This window comes from Exiguobacterium sp. UBA5002 (assembly GCF_002396765.1).
Classification (GTDB): domain Bacteria; phylum Bacillota; class Bacilli; order Exiguobacteriales; family Exiguobacteriaceae; genus Exiguobacterium_A.
Window position 1 is genome coordinate 1 of the sequence record NZ_DGYQ01000011.1, and the last position, 16,625, is coordinate 16,625.

Consider the following 16,625-nt stretch of genomic DNA (forward strand, 5'->3'; position numbering starts at 1 on the left):
GTCGGCGGTTCGATCCCGTCATCCTCCACCATTTAGCCGACTTAGCTCAATTGGTAGAGCAACTGACTTGTAATCAGTAGGTCGCGGGTTCGACTCCTGTTGCCGGCACTGTTTTTTCTCAATCGTATAAGTTTCCTAGACAAACTGGGGGGGTAGCGAAGTGGCTAAACGCGGCGGACTGTAAATCCGCTCCCTCGGGTTCGGCGGTTCGAATCCGCCCCCCCCCACCATGTCGAGCCATTAGCTCAGTTGGTAGAGCATCTGACTTTTAATCAGAGGGTCGCAGGTTCGAATCCTGCATGGCTCATTTCTTGCGGAAGTAGTTCAGTGGTAGAATACGACCTTGCCAAGGTCGGGGTCGCGGGTTCGAATCCCGTCTTCCGCTTTTTCTTTCGGGGCCTTAGCTCAGCTGGGAGAGCGCCTGCCTTGCACGCAGGAGGTCAGCGGTTCGATCCCGCTAGGCTCCACCAATTTTATTTAAAGATCTTAAGCGAGTTTCGTTCGTCTTAAGTTTTTTTTATATGAAATGCCAAGCATAACCAGAGTACGTACGCAAGAACACCGTGATTCCCTTCACGGTGTTTTTTTGTATATTCATGCGTTTTTTTGTTGAGTTGAACCACTTGTTTGTTACCGCTTACAATATATGTAGAAGTGACTATGACATAGGGGGAATATCGTATGAACATCGCGTATATCAGCGTACCGTACCGTTATGGACAAGGAAAGCCAGGCACTGAACACGGACCTGCTGCTGTCGAAAAAGCGGGTCTACTCGCGACACTCGAAGCACGGGGACAAGAAGCAGTACGCTACGGGGAAGCGGCTGTTTTATCCGAGGATGCGGCCCGAGAAGAAGATCCGAAGCTGAAACGTCTTGAAGGCGTCGTCCATACGACGAATGACTTGCATCTAATTGTACATGATGCGTTATCGGAGCAACGTTTTCCGTTATTAGTCGGTGGTGATCACAGCATGGCGATCGGAACGATTGCAGGGTTACGTCAGACTGTACCACGTCTTGGAGTCATCTGGTTCGATGCACACGGTGATTTGAATACACCGGAAACATCACCGTCTGGTAACATCCACGGTATGCCGCTCGCTGTAGCCCTTGGGGAAGGACATCAGCGTTTAACCGAAGTCGGAGGAACCGATATCAAGTTGCAACCGGAACATCTCGTCTTCATCGGATTACGTGACGTTGATCCAGGAGAACAAGAGCTGATTGATCGTCTTGGTATTCGTGTCTATGATATGGAAGCAATCCGAACTCGGGGAATGGACGCGATCATGGAAGAAGCGATTGCCTATTTGAAGGAAACGACGGATGCGTTCTATCTTAGCTTTGATATGGATGGTCTCGATCCATCACTCGTCGTCGGTACAGGAACACGTGTCGCTGACGGTATTTTCTTAGACGATGCGAAGACAGTGCTCAAGCATTGCGCAACGGCAGAAGATTTCATTGCAGCTGAATTCGTTGAAGTGAATCCGTTGCTTGAAGAAGGAAACGGAACAGCAGAACTTGCGAATGAACTGATCGGAGATCTACTTTTGGCAATGGAAACACATCGCTTAGTAAAATAATGGATAGAACTTGAACTCTTTTCATCGGGGTTCAAGTTTTTTTTGTTACAATTTAAAAGGAGATGAAACATTTATCGGTCGACTTCGTATAAGAGATTGACCGCATAGAGCGGGGGGTATTCAAAGTGGAAGAAACGACACTACGCTTAATTGAGCGAGTGAAGCAGGGAGACCGTGATGCATTCGCGGCACTTGTTGATCTATATAAGGAAGGTGCCTTTCTTGTGGCTTTCCGCGTCTTGCGCGATCGAATGGAAGCGGAGGATGCGACACAGGAAGCCTTCATCCGTGTATTTACGAAGATTGATTCGTATAATGCACAATGGAAGTTCCGGACTTGGTTGTACCGAATCGTCACGAACGTATCGATTGACCGATTACGGAAAAAGAAACCTGACTATTCTCTTGATGCTGAGATGTCAGGTACTGAAGGACTGACATTGTATTCACAACTCGAGAGCAAGGACACCTTGCCGGAGGACCAAGTGGTCGATAACGAGCAACGAAACGAAGTTGGGGACGCGATTGCAGCTTTACCAGAAAAATACCGTGTCCCACTCGTCCTGAAATATGTAGAAGATCTTTCGCTAAAGGAAATCAGTGAAATGATCGAATTACCTGTCGCTACTGTCAAAACTAGAATTCATCGTGGACGAGAAGCGCTGAAGAAGCATTTTGCTAAACGATGAGAAGGAGGAACTCACCATGTCACGAGAGCATGTACATGAACGGATCCAGGATTATTTAGACCAAAACCAACCACCTGAGGAATTCGAGCGATTAGAAGCAGAGTTACGAGAAGTAGACGCGATGGACGAGTTCGAAGAGTATCGGCTCCTTGATGCTCGACTGCGTCAACTTCCAGCGCCTAAATTATCGGCAGATTTTACATCCCGCGTGCTGGCACAATTGCCTGAACAGGTGGAGACGCCAAGCGCTGCTTTGCTACACCAACCGCAACCGTCTCGTTTTGGAGGTAAGATGAAGCAGTACCCATTGCTCGCGGCAGCGGCTGTTTTCTTACTCTTGTCGGTCGGTAGCCTAGGTGGTTATATGGCACAAGAAGAACATGACTTATCCTATACGAATGCACCAGGTATCGTCGCTCAAAATGGCGAGGTCGTCGTCCCGAAAGGCGTCACGGTCGATCAAGATCTATATGTCGAAGGTGGGAACGTCCGAATCGAAGGGAAAGTCAATGGCGATGTCATGACCGTTGACGGGAAAGCTTACACGGCGAGTGCTGGTAGCGTGACCGGAGAAATCAAGGAAATTGATCAATTATTCGAACGCGTTTGGTACGGAATCAAGCGTCTATTTCAATAATCAGCTGGGACGAGTCGAACTCGTCCCTTTGTGCTATAATGGAAACTGTTTAAATCAGATGAGTTAGGGGGCACGGTTGGTGAATTACTTCAGCTGGCAACCACTTCAATTTCAATTGTTGAAACTGGGAGAAAACGTACATTGGTACGATTATATTAATGACGTGATTGATATTGCGGTCGTGACTTTCGTCATTTACCGTCTCATGATCATTGTCAAAGGAACAAAAGCAGTCCAGCTCATTAAAGGGATCTCGGTCATTTTGATCAGTTGGTTCTTGAGTGGCTTTTTTGGACTCAAAACATTGCAATTCTTATTGAATCAAATCATCACCTACGGGTTACTGGGGATTATCATCATCTTCCAACCCGAACTAAGGCGTGGACTGGAACACTTAGGACGAACGAGTAAATTCTTCTCACGTAGTGCCATCAGTGATGAAGATGAACAAGTTCGAATCGTCGATGCACTCGTATCGTCTGCCCAGTACATGTCAAAACGTCGTATCGGAGCACTCGTGACGATTGAACGCGAGACAGGACTAAGTGAATACGTGGAGACGGGCATTCCGCTCGGTTCACAAATCACGAGTCAGTTGCTGATCAACTTGTTCATTCCGAATACACCCTTACATGATGGTGCCGTCATCGTCCAGCAAGGCAAGTTAGCAGCAGCCGCTTGTTACTTACCGCTGTCTGAGAGTGCACATATCTCAAAAGAGCTTGGAACACGTCACCGTGCTGCCATCGGTGTCAGTGAGGTGACGGATAGCGTCACGCTCGTCGTCTCGGAAGAAACGGGTGGTGTCTCACTCGCTATCAATGGACGTCTGTACCGGGAACTCGACGAAGAATCATTACGGACAAAGTTACTTGAGTCGATCGTCAAGGCCGAACCGACGAATACTTCCTTCTTGAACTGGATGGGGGCGAAAAAATAATGTTCGAAAAGTGGTTCAATGAACGCTGGTTTTTACGCATCGTTGCCGTCGCCTTAGCCGTCATGTTGTATTTGATGGTCGCAGGTTCGAATACGACGGGAAAAAGTGATGCTGCTAGTCTATTACCGATCGCAGGACAAGGTTCGACGAAATTTGACGTGCCGGTCACGGTCCAGTATGATGAATCGCAGTGGGTCGCCTATAATATTCCAGATAGTATGGAAGTGACCGTCAAAGGTCCGTCGAGTAGCTTGACGATGCTCCGGCTCGTCCAAGATTTTGGATTATCGATTGATTTGAAAGGACTCGACCCTGGCTATCATCGTGTCCGTGTCACAGCAACTGGCTTCGGAAAAGATGTCGAGGTGACACCAAAACAGGAGACGATCGAAGTTTTCCTCGATAAGAAGATTACAAAGGAAGTACCGGTACAAGTCGCCTTACTCAATAAAAATAAAATCGCTGAAGGATATGTCGCTGGGGAAGCGCAGCCGAACCAACAAACTGTTGAAGTCACGGGAGGCGCAGAGAAGTTACAGGCGATTTCAGCGATCCAAGTACCGATCGATGTGACCGATCGGGCAGAGACGTTCAAAGAGACGTTCAATGCTAAAGCGACTGATACGAACGGGAATACGATCAATGCATCTTATCAACCGGAACAATTAGAAATCACAGTACCGATCTATAAGGAAAGTAAGACGGTACCGATTAATGTGAAGACAAAAGACAACGTCAAAAAGGGGTATACCGTCGTCAAGATTGTTCCTGTCACGACGGAAGCTCGTCTATATGGAACAAAAGAGGAATTAGAGCGCATCGGTTCCGTCGATACGGAAGCGGTCTCGCTCAAAGGATTGACGAAGACGACGGAAAAAACCGTCAAACTCGTCGAACCGGAAAACGCGACGGCGATGGATCCGACACAGGTCACCGTCAATATCGTCGTCGAAAAAGAAAATGCCAATTCGACGACAGAAACCGTCGAGGATCGAGCGGAGAAAACGATTCCGGGTGTGACGGTCACGTTGAATGGATTCGATGAATCAAAGTATACGATTGATTATAATCAAACGATTGATGTCGTCGTCCGTGGGAAAGAATCTGATTTAGCATCGATTGATGCGACGGATATCAAAGCGGTCATCGACGTGACAGGATTAAAAGAAGGAACGCATGGATTGCCGATCTCGTATCAGACATCAAAAGCCTTTGATGTCCTGCGTCCGGATAATATGGATGTCACATTAAAAGCGATTCCCCTGACATCGATTCCGACCAATTAAAACAAATTAGTGAAATGAGGAAATAACACATGGGTAAGTATTTTGGAACTGACGGCGTACGCGGCGTCGCAAACGTAGAATTGACACCGGAACTTGCGTATCGCCTCGGTCGAACAGGTGGTTACGTGTTGACGAAACACGAAAGCACACGACCAAAAGTCTTGATTGGACGCGATACACGTGTATCTGGTCAAATGCTTGAGAATGCACTCATCGCGGGTCTGTTATCAATCGGTGCAGAAGTCATGCGTCTTGGTGTCATCTCGACACCAGGTGTCGCGTACCTGACAAAAACGATGGATGCGACAGCCGGAGTCATGATCTCTGCATCGCACAATCCAGTTGAAGATAACGGGATCAAGTTCTTCGGTTCAGACGGCTTTAAGCTCGATGACGCAACAGAACTTGAAATTGAAGCATTGCTCGACGAAGCAGAAGATACATTGCCACGTCCAGCCGGAAAAGAACTCGGCTTCGTTCATGATTACTATGAAGGGGCTCAGAAATATCTCCACATGCTTCGTCAGACATCGGATGAAGATTTCTCAGGCATCCATGTCGCGATCGACGGCGCACACGGGGCGACGTCAAGCCTCGCACCACGTCTATTCGGTGACTTGGAAGCGGAAGTATCGACGATCGGTACAACTCCGAACGGACTCAACATCAATGATGGTGTTGGTTCGACACACCCTGAACATCTTGCTGCCTTCGTTAAGGAAAAAGGCGCAGATGTTGGTTTATCGTTTGATGGAGACGGCGACCGCTTGATTGCAGTCGATGAGAACGGCGATATCGTCGATGGCGATAAAATCATGTTCATCTGCGGGAAATACTTGAACGAACTCGGTCGTCTAAAAGACAACACGATCGTCGCGACGGTCATGAGTAACCTCGGTTTCCATAAAACCGTCGAAGAAAACGGAATGACGGCGCTTCAGACAGCAGTCGGTGACCGTTATGTCGTCGAAGAGATGCGTAAGAACGACTATACACTCGGTGGCGAACAGTCGGGTCATATCATCTTCATGGATTACTCAACGACAGGGGACGGCATGTTATCAGGCGTCCAGTTGTTGCAAATCATGAAAGCGACAGGGAAGAAGTTATCGGAACTTGCAGCTGAGATGCCGATCTTCCCACAACGTCTCGTAAACATCCGTGTTTCAGACAAAAATGGCGCAATGAGCGGTCCTGCCGTGCAAGCGATCATTGCTGAAGTCGAAGCAGAGATGGCGGGGAACGGACGGATCCTCGTTCGTGCGTCAGGAACAGAACCACTCGTTCGTGTCATGGCAGAAGCTCCGACACAAGAAGCATGTGATGCATACGTCGAACGGATCGCGAACGTCGTTCGTGAGAACTACGCGTTACAAGAAAACTAAGTAGCCCGAAGCAGAGCGATTGCTCTGCTTCTTTTTTTACAATTATTTTAGAAAAACAGATTGAGATTTTTACAAAATATAGGGATTATACGTATTGATTAGAAAAATATCGGGAATAGTTACAAATACGTTACCTTTCTTGCTTTTTCACATTAAAGTTCGTATGATGGTGAAGTCGGACAGAAACGGGGTCAGACGGAAACAAGAAGCGCCAGGGCTTTCTTCATAGGATGAAAGCTGACGAGGTGGAGGTTTATCGAATCATTCGGCGGATGCCTCCCGGTACCAGATCCATACCGTAAATCGTTCTGAAATCGTTCAAGTGATTGGACGGACAAACAGACCGATCGGGATCCTCTCAACAAGAGCCGTTTCCTCTTTAGGGAAATACTTGTAAATGGAGAGATGTAACATGTGCGGAATCGTAGGTATGATCGGACAGGTCAACACGAAGGAAATTTTATTAAAAGGTCTCGAGAAGCTCGAGTACCGCGGCTATGACTCGGCAGGTCTTGCGTTCGTCAACGACGGCGTCCAAGTCTACAAAGAAGTAGGCCGGATTGCTGCGCTACGCGAAGTCGTTCCTGCAGATGCAGACGGCACAGTCGGAATCGGACACACACGCTGGGCGACACACGGTGTCCCAAGCGTACCAAACGCGCACCCGCACCAAAGTGCGTCAACACGTTTCACACTCGTGCACAACGGTGTCATCGAGAACGATGAGCAGTTGAAAGCAGAATTGAATGTCGATCTCCTCAGCGACACGGATACAGAAGTCATCGTTCAGATGATCGAAAAGAACTTCAACGAGACAGGTGACGTCGCGGAAGCATTCCGTCAAACACTCCGTGTCTTGCACGGTTCGTATGCCCTCGCATTGATCGATGCTGAAAATCCAGACGTCTTATACGTCGCAAAAAACAAATCACCACTTCTCGTTGGTCTCGGTGATGGTACGTTCAACGTCGTCGCATCAGACGCAATGGCAATGTTACAAGTAACGGATCAATTCATCGAGTTGCATGATGGCGAGATGATCATCTTGACGCGTGATAGCGTCACGATCCAAGATCTCGATGGGAACGTTCAAGAGCGTGAAGCATACACGGCTGAAATCGATGCATCAGACATCGAAAAAGGAACGTACGCGCACTACATGCTCAAAGAGATGGATGAGCAACCAGCGGTCATTCGTAACATCGTTCAAAAATATCAAAACGAAGCAGGCGACATCACACTCGACCAATCGGTCCGTGATCTCGTACTCGGTCGTGACCGTGTCTATATCATTGGTTGCGGAACAAGCTACCATGCTGGTTTGATCGGGAAACAGTTGATCGAACAAATCGCAGGCATCCCGACAGAAGTGCACATCTCTTCTGAGTTCGGATACAACATGCCATTATTGACAGAGAAACCGCTCTTCCTCTTCCTTTCACAATCAGGTGAAACAGCGGATAGCCGTGCCGTTCTCGTCGAAGCGAAGAAACTTGGTCACCCGGCACTGACGATCACGAACGTTCCAGGATCAACATTGTCACGTGAAGCGAACGCAACATTGTTGCTCCACGCGGGTCCAGAAATCGCCGTTGCTTCAACAAAAGCGTATACAGCTCAAATCGCTGTCCTTGCTGTCCTTGCGTTTGACCTTGCTCAAGCAAAAGGAGTTGCCGTCAACTTCGATCTCATGAAGGAACTCGGTAAAATCTCAAGTGCGATGGAATCGGTCATGTCTCAAAAGGATCGTTTCCAAGAAATCGCGACAGAATACTTGTCTGAGTCACGTAACGCGTTCTTCATCGGTCGTGGACAAGATGCATACGTCGGGATGGAAGGTGCATTGAAACTCAAAGAGATCTCGTATATCCAAGCAGAAGGATACGCGGGTGGAGAGCTCAAGCACGGTCCGATCGCTTTGATCGAAGACAACACACCGGTCATCGCGCTCGTGACACAACCACATGTTCACCTCAACAACCGTGGGAACGTCAAGGAAGTCGTCGCACGTGGTGCAAACGCGTGTGTCATCGCAGCAGAAGGTCTTGAATTGCCGACGGATGCATTCGTCATCCCAGCAGTCGAGCCACTCTTGTCACCGCTCTTGTCTGTCTTGCCACTTCAATTGATTTCATACTACGCGGCACTCGGTCGCGACTGTGACGTCGATAAGCCACGTAACTTGGCGAAGTCAGTAACGGTTGAATAAGAAAATAAATCGACTCCAAACGATAGGCACGAAAGTGTCTGCCGTTTGGAGTTTTTTATATAGGGGGGATAATAAGATGAATCGCTGGATTACCGCATTTCCTAAACGATATAAACAGGACGTCCGAATCGTCCAAGCGTGTCTACCGTTTGCTTGGACGCGTTTATCACCCGGGGCGATCGAAGTAAATACAGAGCACGACCAGATACAGATTCCGACTCGCTTATATGTACCAGAGGTTGACTCGGAGCGGATTAAACAACTGACGTCGACTCAAAAAACGATGTTATTTTGCCTTTACACCCGTCACCATGATGGTCACATCCGTGAACGTTATCTCCGTCAGTTACTCAAAACAAATCAACAAGATGAATGGATACTCATCTATATTCTTGAACTTGCTAGTGAATACGTCTGTGAAATCGTTGATATCATCGTACCTGTGATCGAGCAATGGGATCTGGAAGTGAAGCGGCGATTCGTCTCCAATGATCCGGCATACATGAAGCGGATCGAAGACCGGATGATCAGTTACTGGAATGCTTATTACCGCTCAAATAGCGAACGACGATCTGAAGCGAACTACCCTGGCTTTCAGATTATAAAATCGTTACGGGAGAATACTTCGGTGGAGGAAGTGTGAAGAGATAAAAAGGAGATGCGCGCATGATCACAAAATCAAAGGATCTGTACTTAGAAGGACCCGGACCTGCTGTTTTGCTGTTACATAGCTTTACCGGGAGTGCGAACGAGATGCGGGGACTAGCTCGTTTTTTACATGCAGCCGGCTATACCTGTTACGCGCCTAATTATGCTGGGCACGGGGAATCGCCGGAGCGCTTGTTTGCGACGACGATCGAAGACGTCTGGCAGTCCGCGCAAGACGGATGCGCCTTTTTACATGAGCAAGGGCACAAAGACTTCTTTTTGATTGGGCAATCACTCGGTGGGGTGATGGCTCTTCGACTGGCAGAACAGTCAGGATGTGCCGGACTCATCATACTCTCGACGCCGATTCTTGAGCGGACGATTGCCGGACTCGAGCACCGCGTCCTTCGTTATACGGAACGGTATTTTCAATTTGACGATCGTTCGCCGGAGTGGATCGCAGACTTTGTCGACCGTCATTTTCCACGCCCAGAAAAAGACTTACGAGCACTGCAACAGTTCATCCTCGACACAAGAGTCGTCTTGCCGAAGATCACACAGCCCATCGCTCTATTCCTTGGCGCATTAGATGATGCCGTATATCATGCAAGTCTCGAGCGAATCGAAAAGACAGTGCCGAGCCGAGATCAGAAAAAGGTCCTTCTTCCGAACAGTAAACATCTACTGACACTCGATCGGGATAAACAACGTTTGTTCGAAGAAATCCTCATCTTCTTGAAGACGCATCCGGTAGAATCCTTGAAACCATCATCTGCTGTGCAGTAGGCTAAATAGGTAAGCGATACGTGAAAGGGGAAGGGATCATGCGAATTTTAGTAGTAGGAGCAAGCGGAACGATTGGGCAGGCAGTCGTCGAACGGTTGAGTGAGCGTCATGACATCATTCGTGCCGGACGAAGCGGAGCGGATGTACAAGTCGACATCACATCAGAGGAAAGTATTCGGGCGATGTATGAAACAGTCGGTTCTGTTGATGCCGTCATCAGTGCCACAGGTGGTGCTCATTTCGGTCCATTGACGGACTTAACACCGGAGCTTAATCAAATCGGAATCGACAGTAAACTAAAAGGTCAGGTCAATCTTGTCTTGCTTGGTTTAGAGTCAGTACGAGACGGGGGAAGCTTTACGCTGACGACCGGCATCATGATGGACGATCCGATTCGCCAAGGCGCATCCGCTGCGCTTGCGAACGGTGGGGTCAAAGCGTTCGTTCACGCAGCAGCGATCGAGATGCCACGAGGTATTCGGATCAACAGTGTCAGTCCGAACGTACTGATCGAGTCGCTTGAAAAGTACGGACCCTTCTTCCGTGGTTTTGAAGCCGTTCCGGCGTCACGTGTCGCGACGGCGTTCGAAAAGAGTGTCGAAGGGGTACAGACAGGGCAAAATTACGAAGTCTATTAACTAAAAAAGCAGGTAGCGAAAAATCGCTATCTGCTTTTTTTACAGACCGGATAGGACATAACGTTCGATCCCGAATAATAAGAGAGTGATCCCGAGACAAATGAGTAAGTTGCGGACGAACCAGCGACCTGTCATCGTCCGGTTCATGATCAGCTTCTCCAGTGTCAGATTGACGAGAAGCACACATAAGAAGATGACGCCAAACCAAATCATCCAGACACATCCTTTCCTTCTTCTTAACGAATCCAACAGCTAAAAAGTTTCGTGTCTGTCAGGAGCAGGAAATCATTCAGATGAACGGGAAGGAAACAAACAGTCGATTTTACAAGGAGGAACATGACGATGAAACAAGCAGTCCTAGTGATTGATTTTCAACAGGAACTCGTCGACGGGAACACGGAAGAACGTCCGGTATACTTAAAAGAGCAAGTCGCGCATGTCATCGAAGCGGTCGTACTTGAAGCAGACGAACGAAACGTTCCGGTCGTTTTCATTCGGGATTTGGACGTCGCTGGCGGAACAGGACCTGGGTTTGCAGTCCATGACTCGATTCCCGTTCCAACGTCCAGTGTCACGTTCGATAAAGCGGCGACGAATGCGTTTCATGGTACCCCATTGCTCGATCATCTACGCCAAGCATCAATTGAACATCTAATCGTCTTAGGTTGTAAGACGGAACACTGCATCGATACTGCGGTACGCAGTGCGACAGTACATGGTTTTGATGTCACACTCGTTGCCGACGGGCATACGACGAACGGGTCCGATGTCCTGACGCCGGAGCAAATGATCGCCCACCACAATCAAGTCTTGCATGGTCATTATAACGTCGAACATTTTGCGATTGTTCGTCCGTCGACGGAAGATGTCTTCACCCCAACCCACAAGGACTACCGGACATGAAGAGGAGAATAAGATGATTGAATTACGAAAAATGACAGCGTCTGACTACGATCGCTACGCGACGCTCGTCCAAGATGAACGTGTCATGCGTTACATCACGGAACAGGCATTAACAGATACGGAAACGAAACAACGCTTTGAGCGAATCCTTGAACAACAGCAGCACGACCGACTCGGATCGTATCTGATTTATACCGAAGAGACATGGATTGGAATCGGGCACATGACCCGGAGTCAAACGCAACCGTTCGAAGCAGAGCTCGGTTACATGCTACTACCCGATCAGTGGGGACGCGGATACGGCACAGCCATTGCAGAGCGTCTCTTACAGTTAGCGACAGAAGAAGAGCTACAGGTCGTCACGGCGACGATTGATCCAGCACATGAAGCGTCGCGCCGTATTTTGATCGGATTAGGTTTTGAATCGACCTATGTTGGACCGATTGACGGTCTACCAGGTGAAACGCTACAGAAAATAGTGGGAACGACGGAATGACGCGAGACGAATGGATTGAACATTTTCAACTCGACGTCGCAGCATGCGCGACTGTCGACGAATCGTATAGTTCTGAAGTCGATCGTCTCGTCCTAACGGATGGTCAGGTCGTCTTCTTGAAGCGCCCGTATACGGCTGAAAAGTGGTACCGGGAACGTGGCTGGATTCATGCACTAGAAGAATTTGTACCCGTGCCGCACATCTTAGTTGAAGCAGCTCCCGGGCAGACGACCGGGGCGTTCGTACTTGCTGCCTTAGCGGGACAGGCACCGATCACGATGAATAAAAAATTGGCGTACGAAATTGGTCGAACGCTCGCAATGCTGCATACGTGTACAGGAGAAGATTACGGCGAGTATACGGAAGATGGATTTTATGCCTATCCGGTTCAGGACTGGCGACGCTTCCGGAATGAAAAACTCGATGGATTCATGCCGTTCATCACGACCGAACTCGATCCCAGTTTTTTAGAGAACATCCAAACAGAGTTAGTCAGACGAGAACAGTCGTTACCGGAGCCTTCACGTCCCGTTGCCACACATTGTGACTTCCGCCTAGCAAATTTACTGACGGTAGGTGATCAAGTCACAGGGGTGATCGATTTCGAGACGACCCGCTACGGGGCCGTCGAGATGGACTTCACGAAGATCGTCCGTAATCTCAATACGTTCGGTTCCATTTACGTCACGGCATTTCAAGAAGGATACGCGACATTACACCCAGACGTGCTGATTGAGACGTATCTAGCATACTATCGTTTGTGGGAAGCACTCACGGCCGTCGGCTGGTGCATCAAACGTGGACTAGAAGAGCACCGGGTGTTCTTTGAGGAGAACATCATGCTCATCGAGCAGGAATTACAGATGACGAGCATATCGGACGGGTATTGATTCACCCATGTCTTGGAAGAAACCTCTATACTTAGAGAAATGAGGAATATGAGGGGGAAGCGAGATGACAGGGAAACGAATCGGAATCATCGGTGGTGGACTCGCCGGAATTTTTGCGGCACGTCAATTGCAGGCAGCAGGACATGCTGTTGAAATCATCGAAAAAAGCCAGAGCGTCGGGGGGCGAATGGCGACTCGTCGGATTGATGAAGGAACAGCGGATCATGGTGCCGTCTTCTTCACGGTTCGGACGGAAGAGTTAGGACGCGAAGTCGACGACTGGCTTGAGAAAGGGTGGGTTCGTAAATGGTTCGGAACGGATTTTCCACGCTATGTCGCGACGGACGGCATGAATCAACTCGTACAAGCGATTGGTCGAGGGATTCCCATCCAGTTGAATGAACAGGTCACGCATATTACGGCAATGGAGGACGAACTCGTCACACAAGCGACGGATCATCAAGGTGCGTATGATGCGTTACTTGTGACGGCGCCTGTACCGCAAGCATATGAACTGTTGCAGGCTTCTGATCTGGCGCTCGGAGAGGACGATCATGAGCAGTTACGCCAAGTGACGTTCGAGCCGACATTCGTGGGTCTGTTTGAAATCGAAGAGCGACTGACGATCGGGGAAGTTGGCTTACAAGACGAACAACTCGTCGATGGGATGTTAAAGCTCGTCAATAATGCCGAGAAACAGATTTCGAAGACGACACTCCTGAGCGTCTATATGACAGCTCGCTTCAGTGAAGACTGGTACGAGCGCCCAGAAGAAGAGACACTCGCGGAAGTCGAGCATCTGTTACAACAGCAACTCGGACCAGTGACGATTATCTCCCGCCAGCTCAAGCGTTGGCGTTACGCTCAGGCACGCGCAGTTTACCGGACACCGCATTTGAAACTGTCGTCACATCCACTTTGGCTTGCTGGTGATGCGTTCCTTGAAGCCGATGATGCATCAGGGCGGACGCGCGTCGAGAGTGCTGTCATCTCCGGATTACGCGTCGCAGAAGCGATCGACACCCACTTACGTCAGACGGTGACAGCAACGGAATGAGAACGACAACATGCATTTCTTTTCTGAATCGAGAAGAAGCGCATGTTTTTTTGTTACTCACGATCATTCACCCTGGAAGTGTTGCTCACTCCAAGCTGCCATTTGGTCAAGAATCGGTAAAAAACTATGTCCGGCATCCGTTAGAGAATATTCAACACGAGGGGGAACTTCGCCAAAGACGTGCCGTTGAATCAACCCATCCGCTTCAAGCTCACGTAGCTGACGTGTCAATGTTCCCTTAGAGATACCTGTTAATTGTTGCAGTTCATGAAAACGATGTGTCCCGTGTGTCAGGTGCCACAGCAAGATGATCTTCCATTTGCCAGCGACCATCTGTTGGACCCGAGTGACTGGACAAGCCGTCCGTTGATTAGTTGTTGAATCGAATACAGCCACGTTCATCCTCTCCCATTGGTTCGTTTTGAGGGACCTAGTTTCAGATAAGTGCCTACTTTTTTTAGTGTATCACCTGGCGTATCATGAAGAACAACATCAAACTTCAAAGGAGTGGTTTCATCATGAAATGGTTAATTACAGGAGCAACCGGAAAATTAGGCGCGCGGATCGTGCAGCACCTCAGTGAACAAGTCGGCAACGAACATGTAGCGGTTAGTGTCCGCGACGTTGAAAAAGCAACAGAGCTTGCAGCACAAGGAATCGATGTCCGGCATGGTGATTTTGATCAGCCGGAAACACTCGGACACGCGTTTCAAGACATCGATCGTCTGCTGATCATCTCGACGGACGGTGAAGAAGCAACACGGATCCGGCAACATCAAGCCGCTGTCACGGCAGCACAAGCGGCAGGCGTCAAGCTGATCGGCTATACGAGTATCGCCAATGCGGCACACAGTACGAACGGACTTGCTCGAACGCATCGTGTCACAGAGGAATCGATTCAAGCGACAGGTATCCCGTATGTCTTTTTCCGTAACAACTGGTATCTCGAAAATGAACTCGGAACGATTGACGCCGTCGCGCAAGGCGCAGACTGGTTAACGGCAGCAGGCGAAGGGAAAGTCGGATGGGCGTTACAAGATGAGTATGCGCTAGCCATTGCGACGGGACTGACGCTTGAGCATCCAAACCCCATCTATGAACTATCGGGTCCGTTGCATACACAAGCAGAACTCGCGACTGCAGTCGGACAAGTGCTTAACCGATCGGTCGCTTTAGATGAAGTGGATGAAGCGACATATGGTGAGCGGATGCAAGCAGCTGGCTTACCTGACTTCTTGATTCCAATGCTGACTGGTATCCAGGCAGATATCGCAGCAGGGACTCTGGCAGTAGAAAGTACTGATTTTGAAGCATTACTTGGTCGTCCCGTGACGACACTTGAAGAGGGAGTTCGCCTTCTTTTGAAAAAATAAGTTCATCTGAACGTTTTCAGGGTGAGTGAGTTGGGTAAACCCCCTTTAGAAGCAATTAAAGGAGGAGTCCTACCATGAAACTGTCATCCTATCGTGTTAAGGAAGGCGAGCAAGTCTCGTTTTCGAATTACCCGACATCAGAAGAACATAAAATTTCGGAAGCAGAATTGCGAGAGAAACGGATTCCAAAAAGTGTTGAGACGTTACAAGAGTTACATTGGCGTTTGCATGCCGAAGAGAAAAATGGCGTCCTCGTCATCCTGCAAGCGATTGATGCAGCAGGGAAGGATGAGGCGATCAGCTATATCTTTTCTAACTTGAACGCACAAGGACTCCGAACGATTTCCGTCAAAAAACCGTCGGATACGGAGCAAAAACATGACTACCTATGGCGAATCCACGAAGGACTACCGGAAAAAGGGGGAGTCGGCATCTTAAATCGCTCCTATTATGAGGAAGTCATTGCACCACGAATCCATGATTTGCTCGAGGAGGAAGAAAAGCCGGATGACGGAGATGTGTGGCAGATGCGCTACCGTCAAATCAATGACTTTGAACGCTATCTCGTCGAGAACGGCTTCCGGGTCGTCAAGTTTTTGTTTCATGTCTCAAAGGAGGAGCAACGGCAACGGCTGTTGACTCGTCTGAAAGATCCAACGAAAAACTTCGAATTCTCGTTTAATGACATTGAGGAACGCAAGCACTGGGACGAATACCATGAGATTTTTGCTGAGCTTGTCTCAGCGACATCGACATCGTATGCACCATGGTATATTTTACCGGCAGATGACGAATGGTATTCCCGCTATATCGTCACCGAAGTCATGAATGACGTCCTGAAGGAAATTGATCCGCAATATCCGAAGTTGTCGGAAGAGGATCAGGAACAGCTGGATGAAGCGATTAAACGATTGGAAGAAGAAGCATGAACTATTTAAACACATCAAGAGGCTGACTCAAAAGTCAGTCTCTACAAAGGTAAGGGGGGGACAGATCATCAATCTGTTCCCCCTTATCTCGTAATAAAAAGAATGACGCGTCACACGCCACTCCTACAGGAAAAACGCATTTGTGCGTTGTCAGAGACGAACAAGACCC

Annotated in this window: 18 protein-coding genes and 5 tRNA genes; 21 read left to right on the forward strand and 2 right to left on the reverse strand. The window is 48.7% G+C overall.

Annotated elements, in window-relative coordinates; all coding sequences use genetic code 11:
- Window positions 1–35: 35 nt before the first annotated feature.
- From B4C70_RS01665 to B4C70_RS01735, 15 genes are all read left to right on the forward strand, one after another.
- Window positions 36–108, forward strand: a tRNA-Thr gene (locus B4C70_RS01665).
- A gap of 38 nt (window positions 109–146) precedes the next feature.
- A tRNA-Tyr gene (locus B4C70_RS01670) sits at window positions 147–230 on the forward strand.
- 4 nt (window positions 231–234) lie between these two features.
- A tRNA-Lys gene (locus B4C70_RS01675) sits at window positions 235–307 on the forward strand.
- A 6-nt stretch (window positions 308–313) separates the two neighbouring features.
- Window positions 314–385: transfer RNA gene (locus tag B4C70_RS01680), tRNA-Gly, on the forward strand.
- A gap of 9 nt (window positions 386–394) precedes the next feature.
- Window positions 395–470: transfer RNA gene (locus tag B4C70_RS01685), tRNA-Ala, on the forward strand.
- Window positions 471–681: 211 nt separating this feature from the next.
- On the forward strand, window positions 682–1,590 hold the full coding sequence (rocF, locus tag B4C70_RS01690) for an arginase (RefSeq protein ID WP_290776600.1): 909 nt from the start codon (window positions 682–684) through the stop codon (window positions 1,588–1,590).
- A 125-nt stretch (window positions 1,591–1,715) separates the two neighbouring features.
- Window positions 1,716–2,279, forward strand: coding sequence for an RNA polymerase sigma factor SigW (gene sigW, locus B4C70_RS01695; RefSeq protein WP_023466660.1), 564 nt, complete (start codon window positions 1,716–1,718; stop codon window positions 2,277–2,279).
- 16 nt (window positions 2,280–2,295) lie between these two features.
- Window positions 2,296–2,916 (forward strand): anti-sigma factor, encoded by a 621-nt coding sequence (locus B4C70_RS01700; RefSeq protein ID WP_023466661.1) that lies wholly within the window; start codon window positions 2,296–2,298, stop codon window positions 2,914–2,916.
- A gap of 79 nt (window positions 2,917–2,995) precedes the next feature.
- Complete coding sequence (gene cdaA / locus B4C70_RS01705; protein WP_290776603.1) at window positions 2,996–3,856, forward strand: diadenylate cyclase CdaA; 861 nt, start codon at window positions 2,996–2,998, stop codon at window positions 3,854–3,856.
- A complete protein-coding gene (locus B4C70_RS01710; RefSeq protein WP_290776606.1) occupies window positions 3,856–5,142 on the forward strand; it encodes a CdaR family protein in 1,287 nt (428 codons plus the stop codon). Before cdaA ends, B4C70_RS01710 begins: the two co-directional genes overlap by 1 nt.
- Before the next feature lie 29 nt (window positions 5,143–5,171).
- Window positions 5,172–6,527 carry a phosphoglucosamine mutase gene (glmM, locus tag B4C70_RS01715; protein ID WP_029343107.1) on the forward strand — a complete coding sequence of 452 codons (1,356 nt, stop codon included), beginning with the start codon at window positions 5,172–5,174 and terminating at the stop codon, window positions 6,525–6,527.
- Window positions 6,528–6,939: 412 nt separating this feature from the next.
- Window positions 6,940–8,736 (forward strand): glutamine--fructose-6-phosphate transaminase (isomerizing), encoded by a 1,797-nt coding sequence (glmS, locus tag B4C70_RS01720; protein WP_290776610.1) that lies wholly within the window; start codon window positions 6,940–6,942, stop codon window positions 8,734–8,736.
- Window positions 8,737–8,812: 76 nt separating this feature from the next.
- Window positions 8,813–9,379: a hypothetical protein gene (locus B4C70_RS01725; RefSeq protein WP_290776614.1), complete on the forward strand. Its 567-nt coding sequence runs from the start codon at window positions 8,813–8,815 to the stop codon at window positions 9,377–9,379.
- Between the two features lie 23 nt (window positions 9,380–9,402).
- Window positions 9,403–10,170, forward strand: coding sequence for an alpha/beta hydrolase (locus B4C70_RS01730; protein WP_290776617.1), 768 nt, complete (start codon window positions 9,403–9,405; stop codon window positions 10,168–10,170).
- Between the two features lie 38 nt (window positions 10,171–10,208).
- Entirely contained in the window at window positions 10,209–10,808 is a 600-nt protein-coding gene (locus B4C70_RS01735; protein ID WP_290776620.1) for a short chain dehydrogenase, read from the forward strand.
- 39 nt (window positions 10,809–10,847) lie between these two features.
- Here the strand turns inward: B4C70_RS01735 and B4C70_RS01740 are convergent, their stop codons facing one another.
- Window positions 10,848–11,021, reverse strand: coding sequence for a hypothetical protein (locus B4C70_RS01740; protein ID WP_023466676.1), 174 nt, complete (start codon window positions 11,019–11,021; stop codon window positions 10,848–10,850).
- A gap of 129 nt (window positions 11,022–11,150) precedes the next feature.
- Between B4C70_RS01740 and B4C70_RS01745 the strand changes: the two genes are divergently transcribed.
- The 4 genes from B4C70_RS01745 to B4C70_RS01760 all read left to right on the forward strand — a co-directional run bounded on the left by B4C70_RS01745 (window position 11,151) and on the right by B4C70_RS01760 (window position 14,154).
- Entirely contained in the window at window positions 11,151–11,711 is a 561-nt protein-coding gene (locus B4C70_RS01745) for an isochorismatase family protein (RefSeq protein ID WP_290776624.1), read from the forward strand.
- A gap of 13 nt (window positions 11,712–11,724) precedes the next feature.
- A complete protein-coding gene (locus tag B4C70_RS01750) occupies window positions 11,725–12,207 on the forward strand; it encodes a GNAT family N-acetyltransferase (protein WP_290776627.1) in 483 nt (160 codons plus the stop codon).
- Window positions 12,204–13,097, forward strand: coding sequence for a phosphotransferase family protein (locus B4C70_RS01755; protein WP_290776630.1), 894 nt, complete (start codon window positions 12,204–12,206; stop codon window positions 13,095–13,097). The genes B4C70_RS01750 and B4C70_RS01755 overlap by 4 nt, the downstream gene beginning before the upstream one ends.
- Before the next feature lie 64 nt (window positions 13,098–13,161).
- Window positions 13,162–14,154: an NAD(P)/FAD-dependent oxidoreductase gene (locus B4C70_RS01760; RefSeq protein WP_290776633.1), complete on the forward strand. Its 993-nt coding sequence runs from the start codon at window positions 13,162–13,164 to the stop codon at window positions 14,152–14,154.
- Between the two features lie 63 nt (window positions 14,155–14,217).
- On the opposite strand, the gene B4C70_RS01765 is transcribed toward B4C70_RS01760, so the two are convergent.
- Entirely contained in the window at window positions 14,218–14,550 is a 333-nt protein-coding gene (locus tag B4C70_RS01765) for a winged helix-turn-helix transcriptional regulator (RefSeq protein ID WP_023466681.1), read from the reverse strand.
- 122 nt (window positions 14,551–14,672) lie between these two features.
- Between B4C70_RS01765 and B4C70_RS01770 the strand changes: the two genes are divergently transcribed.
- Both B4C70_RS01770 and B4C70_RS01775 read left to right on the forward strand, forming a co-directional pair.
- Window positions 14,673–15,527 (forward strand): SDR family oxidoreductase, encoded by an 855-nt coding sequence (locus tag B4C70_RS01770; protein ID WP_290776636.1) that lies wholly within the window; start codon window positions 14,673–14,675, stop codon window positions 15,525–15,527.
- 74 nt (window positions 15,528–15,601) lie between these two features.
- The gene (locus tag B4C70_RS01775; RefSeq protein ID WP_290776639.1) at window positions 15,602–16,456 is read left to right on the forward strand and encodes a PPK2 family polyphosphate kinase; all 855 of its coding nucleotides are present in this window, start codon (window positions 15,602–15,604) and stop codon (window positions 16,454–16,456) included.
- Window positions 16,457–16,625 lie beyond the last annotated feature (169 nt).